Source organism: Sediminitomix flava (assembly GCF_003149185.1).
Taxonomy (GTDB): Bacteria; Bacteroidota; Bacteroidia; order Cytophagales; family Flammeovirgaceae; genus Sediminitomix; species Sediminitomix flava.
In genome coordinates this window covers 567,071-582,126 of record NZ_QGDO01000003.1, presented here as the reverse complement: position 1 = coordinate 582,126, position 15,056 = coordinate 567,071, and the positions used below count along the sequence as shown (strand labels likewise).

At 33.5% G+C, this 15,056-nt stretch carries 16 protein-coding genes; 5 read left to right on the top strand and 11 right to left on the bottom strand.

What is annotated here, in order from left to right:
* Positions 1 to 31 precede the first annotated feature (31 nt).
* Together BC781_RS14175 and miaA are read right to left on the bottom strand one after the other, a co-directional pair.
* Positions 32 to 826, bottom strand: coding sequence for an acyl-[acyl-carrier-protein] thioesterase (locus BC781_RS14175; protein WP_109618851.1), 795 nt, complete (start codon positions 824 to 826; stop codon positions 32 to 34).
* Between the two features lie 59 nt (positions 827 to 885).
* Complete coding sequence (gene miaA / locus BC781_RS14170) at positions 886 to 1,809, bottom strand: tRNA (adenosine(37)-N6)-dimethylallyltransferase MiaA (RefSeq protein WP_109618849.1); 924 nt, start codon at positions 1,807 to 1,809, stop codon at positions 886 to 888.
* 159 nt (positions 1,810 to 1,968) lie between these two features.
* Between miaA and BC781_RS14165 the strand changes: the two genes are divergently transcribed.
* Complete coding sequence (locus tag BC781_RS14165) at positions 1,969 to 3,480, top strand: PP2C family protein-serine/threonine phosphatase (protein WP_109618847.1); 1,512 nt, start codon at positions 1,969 to 1,971, stop codon at positions 3,478 to 3,480.
* Between the two features lie 87 nt (positions 3,481 to 3,567).
* On the opposite strand, the gene BC781_RS14160 is transcribed toward BC781_RS14165, so the two are convergent.
* From BC781_RS14160 to BC781_RS14150, 3 genes are all read right to left on the bottom strand, one after another.
* Complete coding sequence (locus BC781_RS14160; RefSeq protein ID WP_109618845.1) at positions 3,568 to 4,104, bottom strand: hypothetical protein; 537 nt, start codon at positions 4,102 to 4,104, stop codon at positions 3,568 to 3,570.
* A 111-nt stretch (positions 4,105 to 4,215) separates the two neighbouring features.
* Complete coding sequence (locus tag BC781_RS14155) at positions 4,216 to 5,409, bottom strand: endonuclease/exonuclease/phosphatase family protein (RefSeq protein WP_109618842.1); 1,194 nt, start codon at positions 5,407 to 5,409, stop codon at positions 4,216 to 4,218.
* Between the two features lie 42 nt (positions 5,410 to 5,451).
* Positions 5,452 to 6,201 (bottom strand): pseudouridine synthase, encoded by a 750-nt coding sequence (locus tag BC781_RS14150; RefSeq protein ID WP_109618840.1) that lies wholly within the window; start codon positions 6,199 to 6,201, stop codon positions 5,452 to 5,454.
* A gap of 161 nt (positions 6,202 to 6,362) precedes the next feature.
* Between BC781_RS14150 and BC781_RS14145 the strand changes: the two genes are divergently transcribed.
* The 3 genes from BC781_RS14145 to BC781_RS14135 all read left to right on the top strand — a co-directional run bounded on the left by BC781_RS14145 (position 6,363) and on the right by BC781_RS14135 (position 9,375).
* On the top strand, positions 6,363 to 7,505 hold the full coding sequence (locus BC781_RS14145; protein ID WP_109618838.1) for a DNA polymerase III subunit gamma/tau: 1,143 nt from the start codon (positions 6,363 to 6,365) through the stop codon (positions 7,503 to 7,505).
* Between the two features lie 41 nt (positions 7,506 to 7,546).
* Positions 7,547 to 8,161 carry a hypothetical protein gene (locus BC781_RS14140; RefSeq protein ID WP_109618836.1) on the top strand — a complete coding sequence of 205 codons (615 nt, stop codon included), beginning with the start codon at positions 7,547 to 7,549 and terminating at the stop codon, positions 8,159 to 8,161.
* A 110-nt stretch (positions 8,162 to 8,271) separates the two neighbouring features.
* Positions 8,272 to 9,375 (top strand): serine hydrolase, encoded by a 1,104-nt coding sequence (locus BC781_RS14135; RefSeq protein ID WP_158281483.1) that lies wholly within the window; start codon positions 8,272 to 8,274, stop codon positions 9,373 to 9,375.
* Positions 9,376 to 9,413: 38 nt separating this feature from the next.
* Here BC781_RS14135 and BC781_RS14130 read toward each other — a convergent pair whose 3' ends face one another.
* Positions 9,414 to 10,271, bottom strand: a complete 858-nt coding sequence (locus BC781_RS14130; RefSeq protein WP_109618832.1) for a hypothetical protein — start codon at positions 10,269 to 10,271, stop codon at positions 9,414 to 9,416.
* Positions 10,272 to 10,592: 321 nt separating this feature from the next.
* Here BC781_RS14130 and BC781_RS14125 point away from each other — a divergent pair, with 321 nt between their 5' ends.
* Positions 10,593 to 11,021 (top strand): hypothetical protein, encoded by a 429-nt coding sequence (locus BC781_RS14125; protein ID WP_109618830.1) that lies wholly within the window; start codon positions 10,593 to 10,595, stop codon positions 11,019 to 11,021.
* Between the two features lie 15 nt (positions 11,022 to 11,036).
* On the opposite strand, the gene BC781_RS14120 is transcribed toward BC781_RS14125, so the two are convergent.
* The 5 genes from BC781_RS14120 to BC781_RS14100 all read right to left on the bottom strand — a co-directional run bounded on the left by BC781_RS14120 (position 11,037) and on the right by BC781_RS14100 (position 15,041).
* Entirely contained in the window at positions 11,037 to 11,981 is a 945-nt protein-coding gene (locus tag BC781_RS14120) for an NAD(P)H-dependent flavin oxidoreductase (protein WP_211323809.1), read from the bottom strand.
* 49 nt (positions 11,982 to 12,030) lie between these two features.
* Entirely contained in the window at positions 12,031 to 12,420 is a 390-nt protein-coding gene (locus BC781_RS14115) for a T9SS type A sorting domain-containing protein (RefSeq protein ID WP_109618825.1), read from the bottom strand.
* An 88-nt stretch (positions 12,421 to 12,508) separates the two neighbouring features.
* Positions 12,509 to 13,000 (bottom strand): hypothetical protein, encoded by a 492-nt coding sequence (locus BC781_RS14110; RefSeq protein WP_109618823.1) that lies wholly within the window; start codon positions 12,998 to 13,000, stop codon positions 12,509 to 12,511.
* Positions 13,001 to 13,098: 98 nt separating this feature from the next.
* Positions 13,099 to 13,533 (bottom strand): dUTP diphosphatase, encoded by a 435-nt coding sequence (gene dut, locus BC781_RS14105; RefSeq protein ID WP_109618821.1) that lies wholly within the window; start codon positions 13,531 to 13,533, stop codon positions 13,099 to 13,101.
* 8 nt (positions 13,534 to 13,541) lie between these two features.
* The gene (locus tag BC781_RS14100) at positions 13,542 to 15,041 is read right to left on the bottom strand and encodes an MATE family efflux transporter (RefSeq protein WP_109618818.1); all 1,500 of its coding nucleotides are present in this window, start codon (positions 15,039 to 15,041) and stop codon (positions 13,542 to 13,544) included.
* Positions 15,042 to 15,056 lie beyond the last annotated feature (15 nt).

Genomic DNA, 15,056 nt, shown 5'->3' with positions numbered 1-15,056 from the left:
GATGTGTTTCTTTATATTTCATTTATGAATATTAAGCTAATTCTAATTCTTTAGCTTGGTCAACGGCTTTTTTAGCCTTTTTCCATTCTGTTGAGACAACACAAACTAGCTTATCAGTTGCTTTATTTTTAACCTTAGTATAAAGTACAGTTCTATTTTCAAGATTGACTTCATGAGTTTCAAGAATTACCTCATCTCCCATTCGAGTCTCTGCTAAAAAGTTCAATTCAAAACCTAATAACTTATTTTTCTGTACATATGAAAATGGATAACTATCCAGTGCCCATTCTAAATACTTCACATTATTTACATGATTATTAGGATCAAGGTCTGAATATTTCACATTTCTAGCATCTGTAAATTTCAGTTCCCCTTCAACATTGATCTTTTCTAACGCACCTATTGAAGATAAATTTTCTTCTATGTTAAAATAAGATTTGACAGGCTCTAGTGCAGAAGGTCTTCTAGTTTTCATATCAAGCATAAACCATAACGAAGAACCTTTTACCAAAACATTCCCATCTTTATCTTCAAAAACAAACTCTCTTTCAGAGTTGAAATCATTAACGGATTTTACCCATGTTTTCAACGTTACTTGGTCAAACAAAACAGGTCTACCATTCACCTCAAACTTCAATCGGCTAAGGACCCACATTTTACCCATTTTGAAAATATCATGAAAACCTGCTCCATTGGCAGTTGCATGATTTCCTGCCGCTTCTTGAAATAATTGTGCTACGGCTGTAGGTTTTAACTTTGCTCTATGATCAACTTGATATGCTCTTACACTAAAATCTTCTTGCCAAACTGTAATCTTATTGCTCATCTTTTATCTTAAATTTTCCGAATGCTATAACGGAAGAATATGATCAATAGTTAAAAACCTTATACTTTTTTAAGAATTAATTCTTTGCAGATTTGCACTTTTTCATCTGTCGGAATATCAAAAGAAAGCCAATTAATTTGATAGCCTTTCCTCTCCATGCCTCTAAACCAAGTCATCTGCCGTTTTGCATACTGATGGATTCCTGATTCTAGTTTTTGATACATTTCATCATAAGTAAGCTTTCCCAAGAGATATTCAGTAAGAAATTTATATTCTAAACCATAATAGATTAAGTCTTCAGAAGGAATATACTTGAGCAAACTTTCAACTTCTTCAATCATGCCTTCTTGTAATCGCTCTTTGAGTCTATTGCTTATTTTAGACCTTCTAGTATCACGATCTATATCAATCCCTATGATTACAGCCTCTAATTCGTTTTTTGATATATTATCAGTATTCGGATTATCCTTCAAGAAAGTACCAATTTCAATAGCTCTAATGGTTCTTTTTCTATTCTTTCGATCATGAAACTCTTTAGAAAAGGGAAGTAAATCTAGTTGTTTAAGTAATTGGTCTTGTGTCAAATCATCTAAAGAATCTCTTAGGGATTGATCATTGGGAATAAATGCATATTGATAATTCTCTAAAATTGATTGGATATACAAACCCGTTCCTCCACACAAGATTGGATAATGGTTATTTGAAAGAATTTTTTGGTATGAAGTCTTAAAATCTTTTTGAAAGTCACTTAATAAATACTTTTCACCAGGTTCACAGATATCAATAAGATGATAAGGAATATTATTTTCACCTAGGGTGTATTCATTCAAATCTTTCCCAGTTCCTATATCCATTTTTCGATATACTTGCCTTGAATCCGCCGATATCACCTCTCCTCCTAAATCATTAGCTAGATGAACTGCTAAATGTGTTTTCCCACTTGCTGTTGGCCCGAGTATAACTGTAAGTTTATCCTTTTGCATATTTCAAATCTATCCTCTTCTACAAAAGTAAAGCTTCGATGGATTAAAACGGTTTATTACTGAATAAAAAATCAAACTATACTTGGAATTGATTTAACTTTTTCCATTATTAAAAATGTCAACACTCTATATTTTTTAAGGTAGAACAATTACATTTTTATGAGTAGTATTACAAAATTATTCATTTCTCTTGCTGAGCCATTTCTTCCCATAGAATTTAGAAATAAGCACTCTACTAGCTATTCCGATTCCATCTCCATTGTAATCATCAATTTCCTCACAATGTTAATGGCGTTAAGCTATAGTTTGCTATTCCTATACCTTGATGCAAGAATCAGTTTCGTGAGTAGCCTAGCACTTGTGGTAAACGCTACAATTGTTATTCTTATGATCAGACAGCGTGTTCCAAAAGGAATTATCATAAACCTTTCTTCTATTTTCTCATTTTTAGCCATTAATGGAATTGTTCTAGAAACAGGTGGCATCAACTCACCAATTCTAATATTTCATGCTATCACTCCTATTTCGTGTTTTGTATATGGCGGAAGAGTCAGTACTTTCTTCTGGTTTATAGTAATTTCTGCTTGGGTTTATACATTAGGGCACTACAGCATCTATCCGTTTGAAAGTATCACTTTTGATAAAGAAACTCATTTAGTGACTTTCTTGATAAATCTTGCAGGGATAATGTTCTGGTTTTTGATTGTCCTTTTTGTTTATGAGGAAGGAAAAAAATTAAGTCACTTGATCGTAGACAAACAACGTAAGCAAATTAGTTTACAGCTTAGAGACCTAAAAATCACAAATGACAGAACTAGAAAAAATAATACGAAGCTAGAAAACTACAACCAAGAGTTTGAACAAAGTATCAGTTACGCTAAAAGTATTCAAGATTTGATGCTTCCTAGCTTGAAGAAAATTCAGGTTTATATCCCGAATAGCTTTATGTATTACAAACCAAAACAGACCGTTAGTGGTGATGTTTACTGGTTCAAGCATACTAGCCGTTTTTCGATATTGATTGCAGCCGATTTTATGGGACATGGTATTTCAGGAGCCTTCTTATCACTTATTGGATTTCAGATTTTTCAAGAAGTAATACAAAAAAATGAAATCATTTCACCTGACTTCATTATCAATGCTATCAATCAAAAATTCAGAAAAGTATTAAAGAAAGATACGACAAATACATCTGGTTCCTTAGATATTGGTATCTGCATTATCAATCACTCTAAGAATACACTTACTTACTCAGGTTCTGGAATACCTTTTATCTATTTTGAGGATAAAGAGGCTAAAATTATCGAAGGAAATGATTATGTAATTGGTGAATCCAATCATGAAAGAGATGATTGGGATATACATGAGTTAAACCTAGATAAAATCACGAATTTCTATATCTGTTCTGATGGTTTTGAAAAGCAACTCAATGAAAATAAAGTAGCGCTAGGTCGAACAAGGCTGTTACGATTCTTGGAATCAATCCAAAAAACACCATTGTATCAACAGGAAGCAGCTTTCAACAAAGCACTTGATACTTGGGCATCTGACCAAGAACAAACCAATGACATCATGATTCTTGGTTTTTCTACTGAAAATATAGCTAGATTTAAAATCAGTACTGAAGTAGAAAATGCCGAAAAACCTCAAGACATGCTTACTATTTTCTAGGAGTAAAACCTGTTTCTTCTAATTAAAAAAGCTATCTCAAAAGAAATTGAGATAGCTTTTTTAATTTTAACTATTATCAGTTCAATATCAGTCGTAAGTATAAGATTTAAAGATATTTCCATTCGGCTCCACCCAAACCACATGAGTATCATAATTATCACTTCGCACCTTGACTTTATAATATTCTGGGATTTCGCTATTGGGGTTTACAAAGTGTTTATTTTTAAAAATAACACCAGAACCATATTCTTGAGCTATTGCCTGATTTACAGCTAAAGGAAGTTCATGATACTTATCTTTCTGATCACTCCAAAGTAACTTACCTTCCTCATTATAAATCAAATCTCGCTTTGAATACTTCCCTTTCAGTTTCACCCTATACAAGTCAGGTGCTGGGCCTCTTGTTTTAAAAACCACATCATCTCCCCAATCTAGATCATACATATCTTGTGGGATTCGAACATAGTCTTTGACTTCAGCCTTTGGAAAATCTTCTGATACAGCTTCAAGTACCCTATAAGGAACTTCTGATTTGCTTATAATTTCTGCCTTAGGCTTTTGTTGTTGTCCAACAACCACAAAAGGCAGAAAATATAATACTATTACAATCAATGAATACGTCACAACTCAGCTATTAAGATTGACAATGATAGTTCTATAATCACTTTCAACCATAACATTCATTGATGTAAGAAAAATCCGTAATTACGCTAATATAGAATCACTAAAAAGGATTTATAAACCCAATTCCATCCATACCATTCTATGATCTGAAGAAGCATCTCTTTCCATCAAATAGCCAAGTGAATCGGAAGCTGAAGGCCAAAAGATACCAGACCCTTTTACTTCAAAATTATTACTCGGAAGTACATAATCGATTCTTAGCCCAAACTCTGAAGTTTGGAATTTCACATCTCCTTTTTTCTTATATTTCTTAGCTAAAGCATAAGAAATTGAATCAACTTCTGTTCTTTGAGGCACAAACTTGCCTTCTGAAGCTTCATTATTGATTTCAGAATGCTTTGTCAATTGGTGAATTGCCGAATTAAATGAATCTCCATCAATAGGATCAGCATTCATATCTCCAAAGACTATAAAATGTGAGTTCGGCTTTAATCCCCCCTTCTCTCCTTTGTCATCATATAAATATACAGCTTTCTCCCCTCCACTGATATAATCAGCTAAAAGTCTGATCTCATCATGATTTCTTTTACCATTTCTGTCTTCTTCGCCATCAAAAACAGGAGGTGTAGGGTGTGCAACTAGAAGATGAACAGAAGTACCATTTACATCTACAGTTAGGTCTATATGATTTTTAGATGACAACCTGAATATCTCAAGCGCTTCATCTGAATAATAACTTTGGCCATCCTCTTTTACTGGTAGGTTTGCGTTAGGCATATCTTTCCATAAGAACTTTTGGAAAGTTTTTGCTTGTGATTGATCAAATGGGAATTTAGAAAGAATAGCGAAACCATACTGTCCTTCATACTGACCAAAACCAAAACAATCTCCAGCACCCAATTTACCATCACCATCCAAATCAACGCCTGTTGCATATCCAGTATTGGTAGGCACTGACCAACGATATTTATAATTGATTGCTTCCGTATCTCCTTGATCTTTATTCAAGTATTTATCTACAAATACATCTAAAGATTCTCCTCCTTCTTCATAGTCAAACTCTTGAAGGATTAGAACATCAGGACGAACTTCTTGAATAACCTTAGCTAGGTTAAGGGCTTGAATATCCCAACCATTATTCAAACTCTTAAACAATTCTCCCTTTGCTTTTCTGTATAGTGAGGAATTATATGTTGCAACTTTTATATCCATCTTAGAATTAGACGCTGATGAGGATTTCTCCTGTGTTGAAGAACAACCTACCAAAAGTAAAAGGCTAAAAACTATACTATAAATTCTTTTCATGTTTGATTAGCTTATTTATATATGAAAAGCTAAAGTAAATATTTAATCTAAAACAGAACTTATCGGTAATGTTACATTTTCTAATAATCCCATCGCTTTAGATACATTGTGAAAGTTTTCTGACAATGCCGCCGATACAGTAACAGTCTCCTTAGTGTAAGGGTGAATGAATGACATTTTTTTACAGTGCAAAAGCAAAAATTTGTTCTGAAATTGCTCTTCTAACATCTTATTCTGCTTATTATCACCGTATCTCGTATCGCCCAAAATATAGTGTCTTATTTTTCCAAAATGGAGTCTTAATTGATGAGTTCTTCCTGTAATAGGTTCTGTCTCCATGAGGGAAAAACGACTACATGGAAATTTACCAACTGGAATAGGCAATTCTACTTGATCTAGCTTTTTGAAAGTACTAACAGCATCTTTCGTATGTTTCTGATACCTACTTTTAATTGGTTCATCAATAGTCCCCTCTTCAGGAGCATAACCTCTAACTATTGTCCAGTATTTTTTGCTTACTCTTTTTTCATTGAACTCCTCTTGTAAAGCAGCACAAGCTTCTGGAGATAATGCAAAAATCAACACACCAGAAGTAGGTCTATCCAACCGATGAACTGGATAAACATACTGACCGATTTGATCTCTTAAGATTGTCATTACAAAAATTTCAGCTTTAGTATCAAGCTCCGTACGGTGGACTAAAATACCGTTTGGTTTATTAACCACTACGTAATATTCATCTTGATACAAAATTTCTAAAATTTCTTTCTGCTCTTGTTCTATTTGCTCCATGATGTATTGACTCTTCAAAATCAGAGAACTATTGTTAATTCCCTTTTCTTAAAATCTTCTAAAAATGAAATGAAGAACAAAAATAATTAAATTCTTTGGGAGTTTATGGTAATAAGAATCTAACGAATCCTTAAATTGCATCTGATTTTGAAGAAATTTCTATGGACAATTTCGTAGTATCTGCCAGAAAATATAGACCTAGTGCCTTCAATACGGTTGTCGGACAAGAGCACATTACGAATACCTTAAAGAATGCCATCAAGAATAATCACTTGGCACAAGCCTTTTTATTCTGTGGTCCTAGAGGTGTTGGTAAGACTACTTGTGCCCGTATTTTGGCAAAAACAATTAACTGTGAGAATTTAACGGCTGACCATGAGCCTTGCAATGAATGTAATTCATGTAAAAGCTTTAATCAGAATGCCTCATATAATATCATTGAACTTGATGCCGCTTCGAACAACTCTGTTGAAGATATCAGAAGCTTGGTTGATCAAGTAAGATACCCTCCTCAAGCAGGAAAAAAGAAAGTTTATATTATTGATGAGGTTCACATGCTCTCAAATGCAGCCTTCAATGCCTTTCTGAAGACATTGGAAGAGCCACCTGAGTATGCGATTTTCATTTTGGCTACTACAGAAAAACATAAAATCATTCCTACGATCCTTTCAAGATGTCAGATTTTTGACTTCAACAGAATTGGTGTAGAAGAAATTTCTGGTCAATTATCTTTTATCGCTCAAGAAGAAGGAATCACTGCAGAACAAGAAGCTTTGATGCTTATCGCTCAAAAAGCTGATGGAGGAATGCGTGATGCTCTTTCTATGTTTGATATGATTGTTACTTTCTCAGAAGATAAAACAGTCAATTATCAGACAACAATTGATAACCTTCACATTCTTGATTACGATTACTTCTTCAAAATTGCAGATAGTATTCATCAAGAAGACTTAGCAACTGTTCTCCTTACCTTCAACGAAATTTTAGGAAAAGGCTTTGATGGACACAATTTCATAGTAGGACTTTGTGAGCACTTCAGAAATCTTTTGGTTTGTAAAGACCAACAGACTGTTGCGCTACTTGAAGTTTCTGAGAAAGTAAAAGCTAAATATTTAGAACAGGCTTCAAAACTTCCAAACTCGCTCATTTTATCAGCCCTTCAAGTTGGAAACCAATGCGATCAAGGCTATAAAACGAGTAAAAATGCGAGATTACACGTTGAGCTTGCTCTCATGAAGATGGTGAGCATCCGACACGCATTATCCCTTGCTGGCACAGAGCAAGGAAAAAAAAAAGTAGATTAAGAAGGGTTAACGCCCAATTTGCAAATACAGGAGTTAAAAAAGTGGTAACTCCTAGCCCTCAAGCAGCAAATTCACAAAAAGTAGAAGAAGGCAATGCTCCAACATCAGAGTTGAAAAACTCGCTTTCTTCTGCTTTTAAAGCTGCCCGTACAAAAGCTGTAACTTTCAAAAGAACGAATGCGATCTCAAATAGCATTCAAGATGTAGGACAACGACTTGTTCAAGAGCAGCAAGCACAAGAAGCAAAACAACAAAAAACACAAGTCAAGCAGAGCTTTAGAAAAAGAGCTTTCAATCAAGATACGCTCGAAAAAGTTTGGTTTGAATACGTAATACAAGTCAAAAGACAGAATGTAAGTCCTTTGATTGTTTTGTTATTGGAAGATAGTCCTGTAAAGCTGGTTGGCGAAACACAAATCAATGTGTCTTTGACTAACCCAATGCAAGTTCAGCAGTTCCAACAGTTAAAACCACAGCTTCACAATTTCCTTAAAGACCAACTGCAAAACGACTACATCACTTTAGATGCTCAAGTAGTTGAGGTAAAAGAAGGGAAAAGGTTGTACACTCAAGCTGAGAAATACAATTATCTAAAAGAGAAATATCCTATTCTGGATGAAATGAGATCATTACTAGGATTTGAGCTGGATGGTTAAATTAACTTAATTCAGAAGTGAAATAATATTAATTCATATTTCTACCTTATTTTTGGAAAACCGTCTATGCTTAGATGGTTTTCTTTTTTTATAGAAACAGTAAACTTGCTATGAACAAAAGGCTCTTTTTTTCTATTCTAACAATATTTTCATTTCTCAACACTATTTCTTTTGCTCAAGAAGAAAACTCTGAAATCAGTATTGTAGAAATTCCGACCTATATAAAACAACACCCCGAAAGATTTGCACTTATTGTTCAGCAAGATAAAGCAAGACTTGTTGATGTAGGAAGTTATGTTGAATTCCCTGTTTTGAACCTACAAAACTTCCCAATTCTAATTGAATATGCTTATCAGATTGCAAATGGGAATTTCACTCCTGATTACAGAATCTCAATACGAGATTTAAATGTGTATCAAATGAATAATATTTCTACTAAATTCTGGCAAGATCACCTCGAACGATCTGGAAAAATTCAGAACAACAAAATCATGCTTCAAGATGTAGCTATGGGAATGATGTTGTTCAATGTAGATGCTTGTCACGAATATCTTGTAGAACTTCTTGGTAAAGGGGCAATTGAATCAAGATTAAAAAAATTAGGATTGAAAGATTTAGACTTCTATCCTTATCCTTCTTCTCAGCACTTTTTCCAAGCTCAATCCGTAAAGAATGCTGATGGCTTTGAATACTATCTGAATAATTTATCAGAGAAAGACAAAGCTAGTAAGTCTTGGGAAGTTCATAATGCCTTAAGAGATGATTTTGATAATACATATAAAGAAAATGATCTTGAAGTTAACCCTGCCACATTTAAAAAAATAGCTAAAATCTGGGTTGATCAAAGTAGAAAAGAAAAAGTAGAAAACTACATCAAAGTACTTCATCAGATCAACTCTAAAAGTTCTTTTCCGAACAAGGTCAATAAAGTAATTTCTGAAACCTTAGAATTGGAAATCATGAAATCACCTGAGGTTAGCAAAGACCTAAAACATTGTGGATTTACTACAGGATCTTACCTTAACACCCTAGTTATTGGAATGTATGGCGAAGACTTATACGGAAAGCAAACAGAAATGATTTTGGTAGTAACAGGGATGAATGAATCAGAACACATTCGACTCTCAAAAGAGCTGAATCAATTTGGTTTAAGAATTATTCGAGACAGAACTTATCGAAAGAAACTCATGGAATCATTTCCTATCAATCGATAAAAAATCCCTAACATGAGAGTTCATGTTAGGGATTTTTTTTAATTAAAATATTCTATTTTTCTAACCGTCATAAAATACGGCTCTCCATTTTCAATAACTACTTTCTGAACCCAATTCCCTTTATCATCAAAAGTATATTCAAAAGTCCTTTCTTCTGCAAGTTGATCATCTGGATTATAAATTCTTGAACTAAGTAGGTTTCCATTTTCATCATAAGCCAACACTTTCTTCGTCTGTACCTGACCTGTTATTGACTTAGATAAAATCTGAGAAACGAGCTTTTGCTTATTATACTCATACTCCTGAATTATTGTATACTGTTCTGAAGCTATATACTTCTTGTATCGTACTTTTTGTCTTTTCTTATACTCAAATACTTCTTCTACATTAGTTTCATCTGCAGAATTCATGTTCTTACGACCAATCAAATTACCTTTCTTATCATAAAAATAATCTGTTTTCCCTGCCTTTGTATTATCTACAAATTCATAGAGTACAGAAGATAGTAATTGACTTGGTTTATCTTTACTAAACTCATAAATGGTTTTATAAGTAGGTTCGTCTTCACTATAATATTGCAGCATTGAGTCTAGTTGATCTCCTTTATAGAAATATTGAAACTTATATTGCTGATCTCCCGAACTACTGAAAATTGTTTTAAGCGCTATATTTCCTGAAGGTAAAAATGTGGTCTTTTCTTTCGCATTATTGAATGGTTTCTCTCCTAACTTCCAAACACCATTTTCATTTGTAACCTTACCATATTCTACTTCTATACTTTTTACATTTCCTTTTAATCCCATTTTTGAACGGTCAGATTCTTTTTTGTCTTTAAAAGGACGTAAGGCCACTAAAGGAATCAGAACTAGAATCCATGATATGTTTCTTAATCTCATTCTTATGTTAATAAGGGTGGTTAATAAATTCAAGTAAATGAAGTTACAAGAATAGCACAAACCCTCTGTTGATATTCATCAACAGCTGAAAATAAATCATAAGATTCTGACATTACTAACAATTATTGACTTATAGCAAGTCAAAAAAGAGGATTTTAAAACCGAATACTACGTCAATAAAATAGCTTTTTAGGAGTATGAAATAAGAATTTATGACTTCAGTTTTAAATGATTATTATAAAAATAAGTTAGAATTGAGAACATATCGATAGTTTCATCCGTATCAAATCTTGTTATCACTAAAACTACAAATCAATAATTATGAAATGGATTGAAAATATCTCAGAAAAATTTGAGGAGTTAAAACAAAAAATTGATACTTCAACACAAAAAATAGTGGAAAAGAAATTGGCTGAATATTCAGAACAACAAGCACATCAATTTACAAAAGTAAGTCAAGAAATAGTAGCTCAGAAAGAAGTGGCAAAACATCTTGAAGACGAAATTCAAGAATCCATAAAAAATATTAGAGGTTTGACTAGTGAGTATGAAAACACAATCACTGAAAACGCTCAAAAAACAAAAAAACAGGAAGAAGATATTGAAAATCTTAAAAATGAGATATTGAGTCTAAGATCAGAATATGAAGACTTTAAAATAACAGCTACAAAGCAGATTCGTAATTCATCATTAATCTCTGCTGTTGTAGCTATTATCGCAATGGTTTCAGTGGTTCTGATCATGAAATAATCGATGGCTCATTAATTAAAAGAGTGAGCTAATTCTTTTTCTTTCATCTAAAAATTCTTCCCAAGTATCTTTTACTACTTCTGAAGCCGTTTTTAGTGAATCAATACTTGCAGAAACTTGTCCTATTTCCAATTCACCTTCTATCAAATCACCTTCAAAAATTCCTTTTTTCGCTCTTCTTTTTGCCAAAAGCTCTCTCAACTCTTCTTTAGAAGCACCTCTGTCTTCTGCTTCTTTGACTCTACTGTAAAAATCATTCTTTAACAAACGGACTGGAGTTACTGCTTTTAAGGTCAATGAAGTATCACCTTCTTTTGCCTTAATAACTTCTTCTTTAAACTCTTTACTAGCAGAAGATTCTACAGTAGCCGCAAATGCACTACCCATTTGAACTCCTTCAGCACCTAAGGCAAAAGCAGCAAGCATAGATTTACCTCCACCGATTCCTCCTGCAGCAATTACAGGGATATTTACAGCTTTAGAAACCTCAGGGATCAAACACATAGTAGTTGTTTCTTCACGCCCATTATGTCCTCCTGCTTCAAAACCTTCAGCCACGATTGCATCAACTCCTGCAGCCTCAGCTTTTAAGGCAAACTTCACACTTGAAACAACATGAACAACGGTAATTCCTTGTTCTTTCAAATGGGAAGTCCAAGCTTTAGGATTTCCTGCAGATGTAAATACGATTGGTACTTTATTCTCAATGATAATTGAAATAAGGTTATCCATTTCAGGATAAAGAAGCGGAATATTTACAGCAAAAGGAGCATCTGTAGCTTGTTTACATTTCTGGATATGTTCCAATAAGATCTCAGGATGCATAGAACCTGCACCAATAATTCCTAAACCTCCAGCATTACTCACTGCTGAGGCTAGCTTCCATCCACTACACCAAACCATACCTCCTTGTACAATTGGGTATTTGATGTTAAAAAGTTTTGTTACTCTATTTTCCATTGTGTTCATCAAAAAAAAAATGCCATCCTTTATAGAGATGGCAATGAATTTATATGATAATTAATCTTTTCGTTACTTTCTTATCGTGAGTTTTTAAACTCAAGAAATAGAGACCCGGAGTTAGTTTATCTTTTGGTGAAATTGAAAAAACTGTTTTTTCATTCTTTTGACCAATTTGAGTTAGTTCTTTAAAAACTATTCCCCCAATCGTGTCATAAATAATAACTTCTAGTGCATCAATTTCTTCAACAGACTCAATAACAAGCTTTATATGATCTCCAGAACTTGGGTTCGGGCTAACTTCAAAAGTCAAATCTGTATCTATTTCAGAAAAAGTAAGCACTGTAGGAAAACTCGCAAAAGAAGTAGAAAAACAACTTAAAACGAGTAACAAACAAAACAGAAGCCCCTTTTTCCTTGATTGGTAATTTCTAATCATAAGCTAAGGAATTTTACAAGGGAGCACATACAAAAAATATACTCAAAGTCTCAATAAGCTTAATTATAACCTATTTATTATAAATAAACTAATTTTTGAAATACTTCTTCATCCAACTTTCAGAAGCTTTTTGCTTCCAAGAACTTTCAAATGACTGATAATTAGTGATCGTATTATTAAATACTGTAGTTTCTTCACTAATCTCACCAGAACTTACGGCTTCTTTTAGCTCATTTAGCCCTTTTGTAAAAATATCTCCATCAGTATTCATCAAAGCGATCTGAGAACGATCTAAAAGAGTGATTTGATATTTATTTTCGATTTCTCTAATCAAACCTACAGAACTATCAATTGAGCAACCAGAAGGAGCATTTTGATCTTCCTCTGCCAAAATTAGAAGAAAACGTTTGTACAAAATATCGCATGATCCGAAAACAGGTGCTCCGTGCGTTTGCCAACTTTCTACAAACCCTCTTAAAGCAATTTGAATATCCTTTTGTTCGTCTTGTGTTAATTCTCTTGAAGCCTGATAAATCCAAACTTTCGAAGAAGGGCTAATTGTATTGATTTCCTTATACATAATTTTGCTTTTTTACGATATAACTAACGATCAATATGACACTTTGTTTTATAAAAAAACAGCGATTCCGATAAGAATCACTGTTTTCCGTATACTTATTAAGAAACTCCAGTACTGCCGTAACCACCAGCACCTCTTTCTGTCTCATTTAACGCTTCAACTGCATCCCACTGAATTGTCTCATGTTTCGCGATTACCATTTGTGCAATACGCTCACCATTTTTTACTACAAACTCATCATTTGAAAGGTTTACCAAAAGAACTTTCACTTCACCTCTATAGTCTGCATCAATTGTTCCAGGAGAATTTAAGACCGTCAAACCATGCTTATAAGCCAAACCACTTCTAGGTCTAACTTGTGCTTCAAAACCTTGAGGAAGTTCCATATAAATCCCCGTAGGAATCAACTTTCGTTCTAAAGGTTTTAAAACAATCTCTTCTTCTAAAACAGCTCTCAAATCCATTCCTGCTGAGTGAGAAGTTTGATAAGATGGTAAATCGTGTCCTGATTTATTTATTACTCTAACTTTCATCTAATATATTAATTACTAATCTGAAGATTTTGTAGTTTTTTCTTTTCAATGAATAGCGTTCCTAAAATATAAACAGCTACTATTCCATTTTTCAAGATTAATCCTAAAGTTCCTGCTGATATTTCAAAAAAGCAAACATAGCCAAGAACTACAGCTACAAACAAATGAATTAAACTATTCTTAGTAGTGTATGGTACTGGGTAATGCTTCTGACCTAATAAATAAGAAATCACCATCATACTTCCATAAGCAGAAAATGTTGCTATGGCAGAACCAAAATAGCCATATTTTGGAATTAAGATGAAGTTGATACTAATAGTAATCAAAGCACCAATTGTACTAATTACGGCTCCATATCTCGTTTTATCTGTTAGCTTATACCAAATCGCTAGATTGTAATAAATACCTAAAAAGATATTTGCCATTAAGAGAATTGGAACTACATTCAAACCTACAAGATATTCAGGTTTCCTAATCAAAATTGGTGCAATCCAATCTACATTGGCTAAAATACCAACATACATCATCGCGAGTACAATCACGAAATAACGCATAATGATACTTAACTGATTCTTAGAATTTTTCTCACCTGCTCTAGCAAAAAAGAATGGCTCAGCTGCATACTTAAATGCCATTACCGACATAGTTATAAAAATCGATAGCTTATAACAAGCAGAATAAACACCCACAGCATATTCTCCATCACCTTCTGCATAAAAACCATCTGGCAACCACGAAAACAGTAATTGACGATCAGCTACCTCATTGACAGCGAATGCTAATCCAGAAATCACTAAAGGCAAACCATAATTCAAGATTTTTGAATACAACTCTTTATCATAGACAAACTTCAATCTCAACCAATCTTTCACAAACATGAGTAGGTAGGTTGAGTTTGCGATAAGATTTGCTAAAAAGACATAACCATACCCAAGATTAGGGTCATAAAAACTTTCAACGAATGGCTTTAGACTTGAAAAACTCTCTCCTTTCAGAATACTTGGGCAAGTAAGAAGGAAAAAATAATTCAGCCCGAACATGATCAACACATTCACAATTTTATAAGACGCAAAAAGTGTTGCCTTTTTTTCAAGTCTTAGCTTAGCAAACGGTACAGAAACAATAGCATCAATCGCTATGAGCATAAATATCCAAACGACATAATGTTGGGCATTAGAATACCCGAGTGCTTCAGCTATATTCTGACTGAAATAAATTCCTATTCCAGAAAACAAGACAGAAGTAAACAATAAAGATGTCATGATTTGGTTGAATACCTTCTCTTTGTTCTCACCTTTCAGATTTGAAAACCTAAAGAAGGCTGTCTCCATCCCATAAGTATACACTACATTAAAGAAGACTATATAAGTGAAAAAGAGAGAGACAATACCATAATCATCAACCTTGAAAACACCTGTATGTAAGGGCACTAAGGCATAACTAACTAATCTAGTAAGAATAGTTGTTCCTCCATAAATAACCGTTTCTGAAAGTAATTTCTTGAACATATCGGTATAAGATAA

What these genes read in the sequence shown, in the direction of transcription:
- BC781_RS14175 (WP_109618851.1), bottom strand. Translation starts at nt 826, where the DNA reads ATGAGCAATAAGATTACAGTTTGGCAAGAAGATTTTAGTGTAAGAGCA.
- miaA (WP_109618849.1), bottom strand. Translation starts at nt 1,809, where the DNA reads ATGCAAAAGGATAAACTTACAGTTATACTCGGGCCAACAGCAAGTGGG.
- BC781_RS14165 (WP_109618847.1), top strand. Translation starts at nt 1,969, where the DNA reads ATGAGTAGTATTACAAAATTATTCATTTCTCTTGCTGAGCCATTTCTT.
- BC781_RS14155 (WP_109618842.1), bottom strand. Translation starts at nt 5,409, where the DNA reads ATGAAAAGAATTTATAGTATAGTTTTTAGCCTTTTACTTTTGGTAGGT.
- BC781_RS14150 (WP_109618840.1), bottom strand. Translation starts at nt 6,201, where the DNA reads ATGGAGCAAATAGAACAAGAGCAGAAAGAAATTTTAGAAATTTTGTAT.
- BC781_RS14145 (WP_109618838.1), top strand. Translation starts at nt 6,363, where the DNA reads ATGGACAATTTCGTAGTATCTGCCAGAAAATATAGACCTAGTGCCTTC.
- BC781_RS14135 (WP_158281483.1), top strand. Translation starts at nt 8,272, where the DNA reads ATGAACAAAAGGCTCTTTTTTTCTATTCTAACAATATTTTCATTTCTC.
- BC781_RS14130 (WP_109618832.1), bottom strand. Translation starts at nt 10,271, where the DNA reads ATGAGATTAAGAAACATATCATGGATTCTAGTTCTGATTCCTTTAGTG.
- BC781_RS14125 (WP_109618830.1), top strand. Translation starts at nt 10,593, where the DNA reads ATGAAATGGATTGAAAATATCTCAGAAAAATTTGAGGAGTTAAAACAA.
- BC781_RS14120 (WP_211323809.1), bottom strand. Translation starts at nt 11,981, where the DNA reads ATGGAAAATAGAGTAACAAAACTTTTTAACATCAAATACCCAATTGTA.
- BC781_RS14115 (WP_109618825.1), bottom strand. Translation starts at nt 12,420, where the DNA reads ATGATTAGAAATTACCAATCAAGGAAAAAGGGGCTTCTGTTTTGTTTG.
- BC781_RS14110 (WP_109618823.1), bottom strand. Translation starts at nt 13,000, where the DNA reads ATGTATAAGGAAATCAATACAATTAGCCCTTCTTCGAAAGTTTGGATT.
- dut (WP_109618821.1), bottom strand. Translation starts at nt 13,533, where the DNA reads ATGAAAGTTAGAGTAATAAATAAATCAGGACACGATTTACCATCTTAT.
- BC781_RS14100 (WP_109618818.1), bottom strand. Translation starts at nt 15,041, where the DNA reads ATGTTCAAGAAATTACTTTCAGAAACGGTTATTTATGGAGGAACAACT.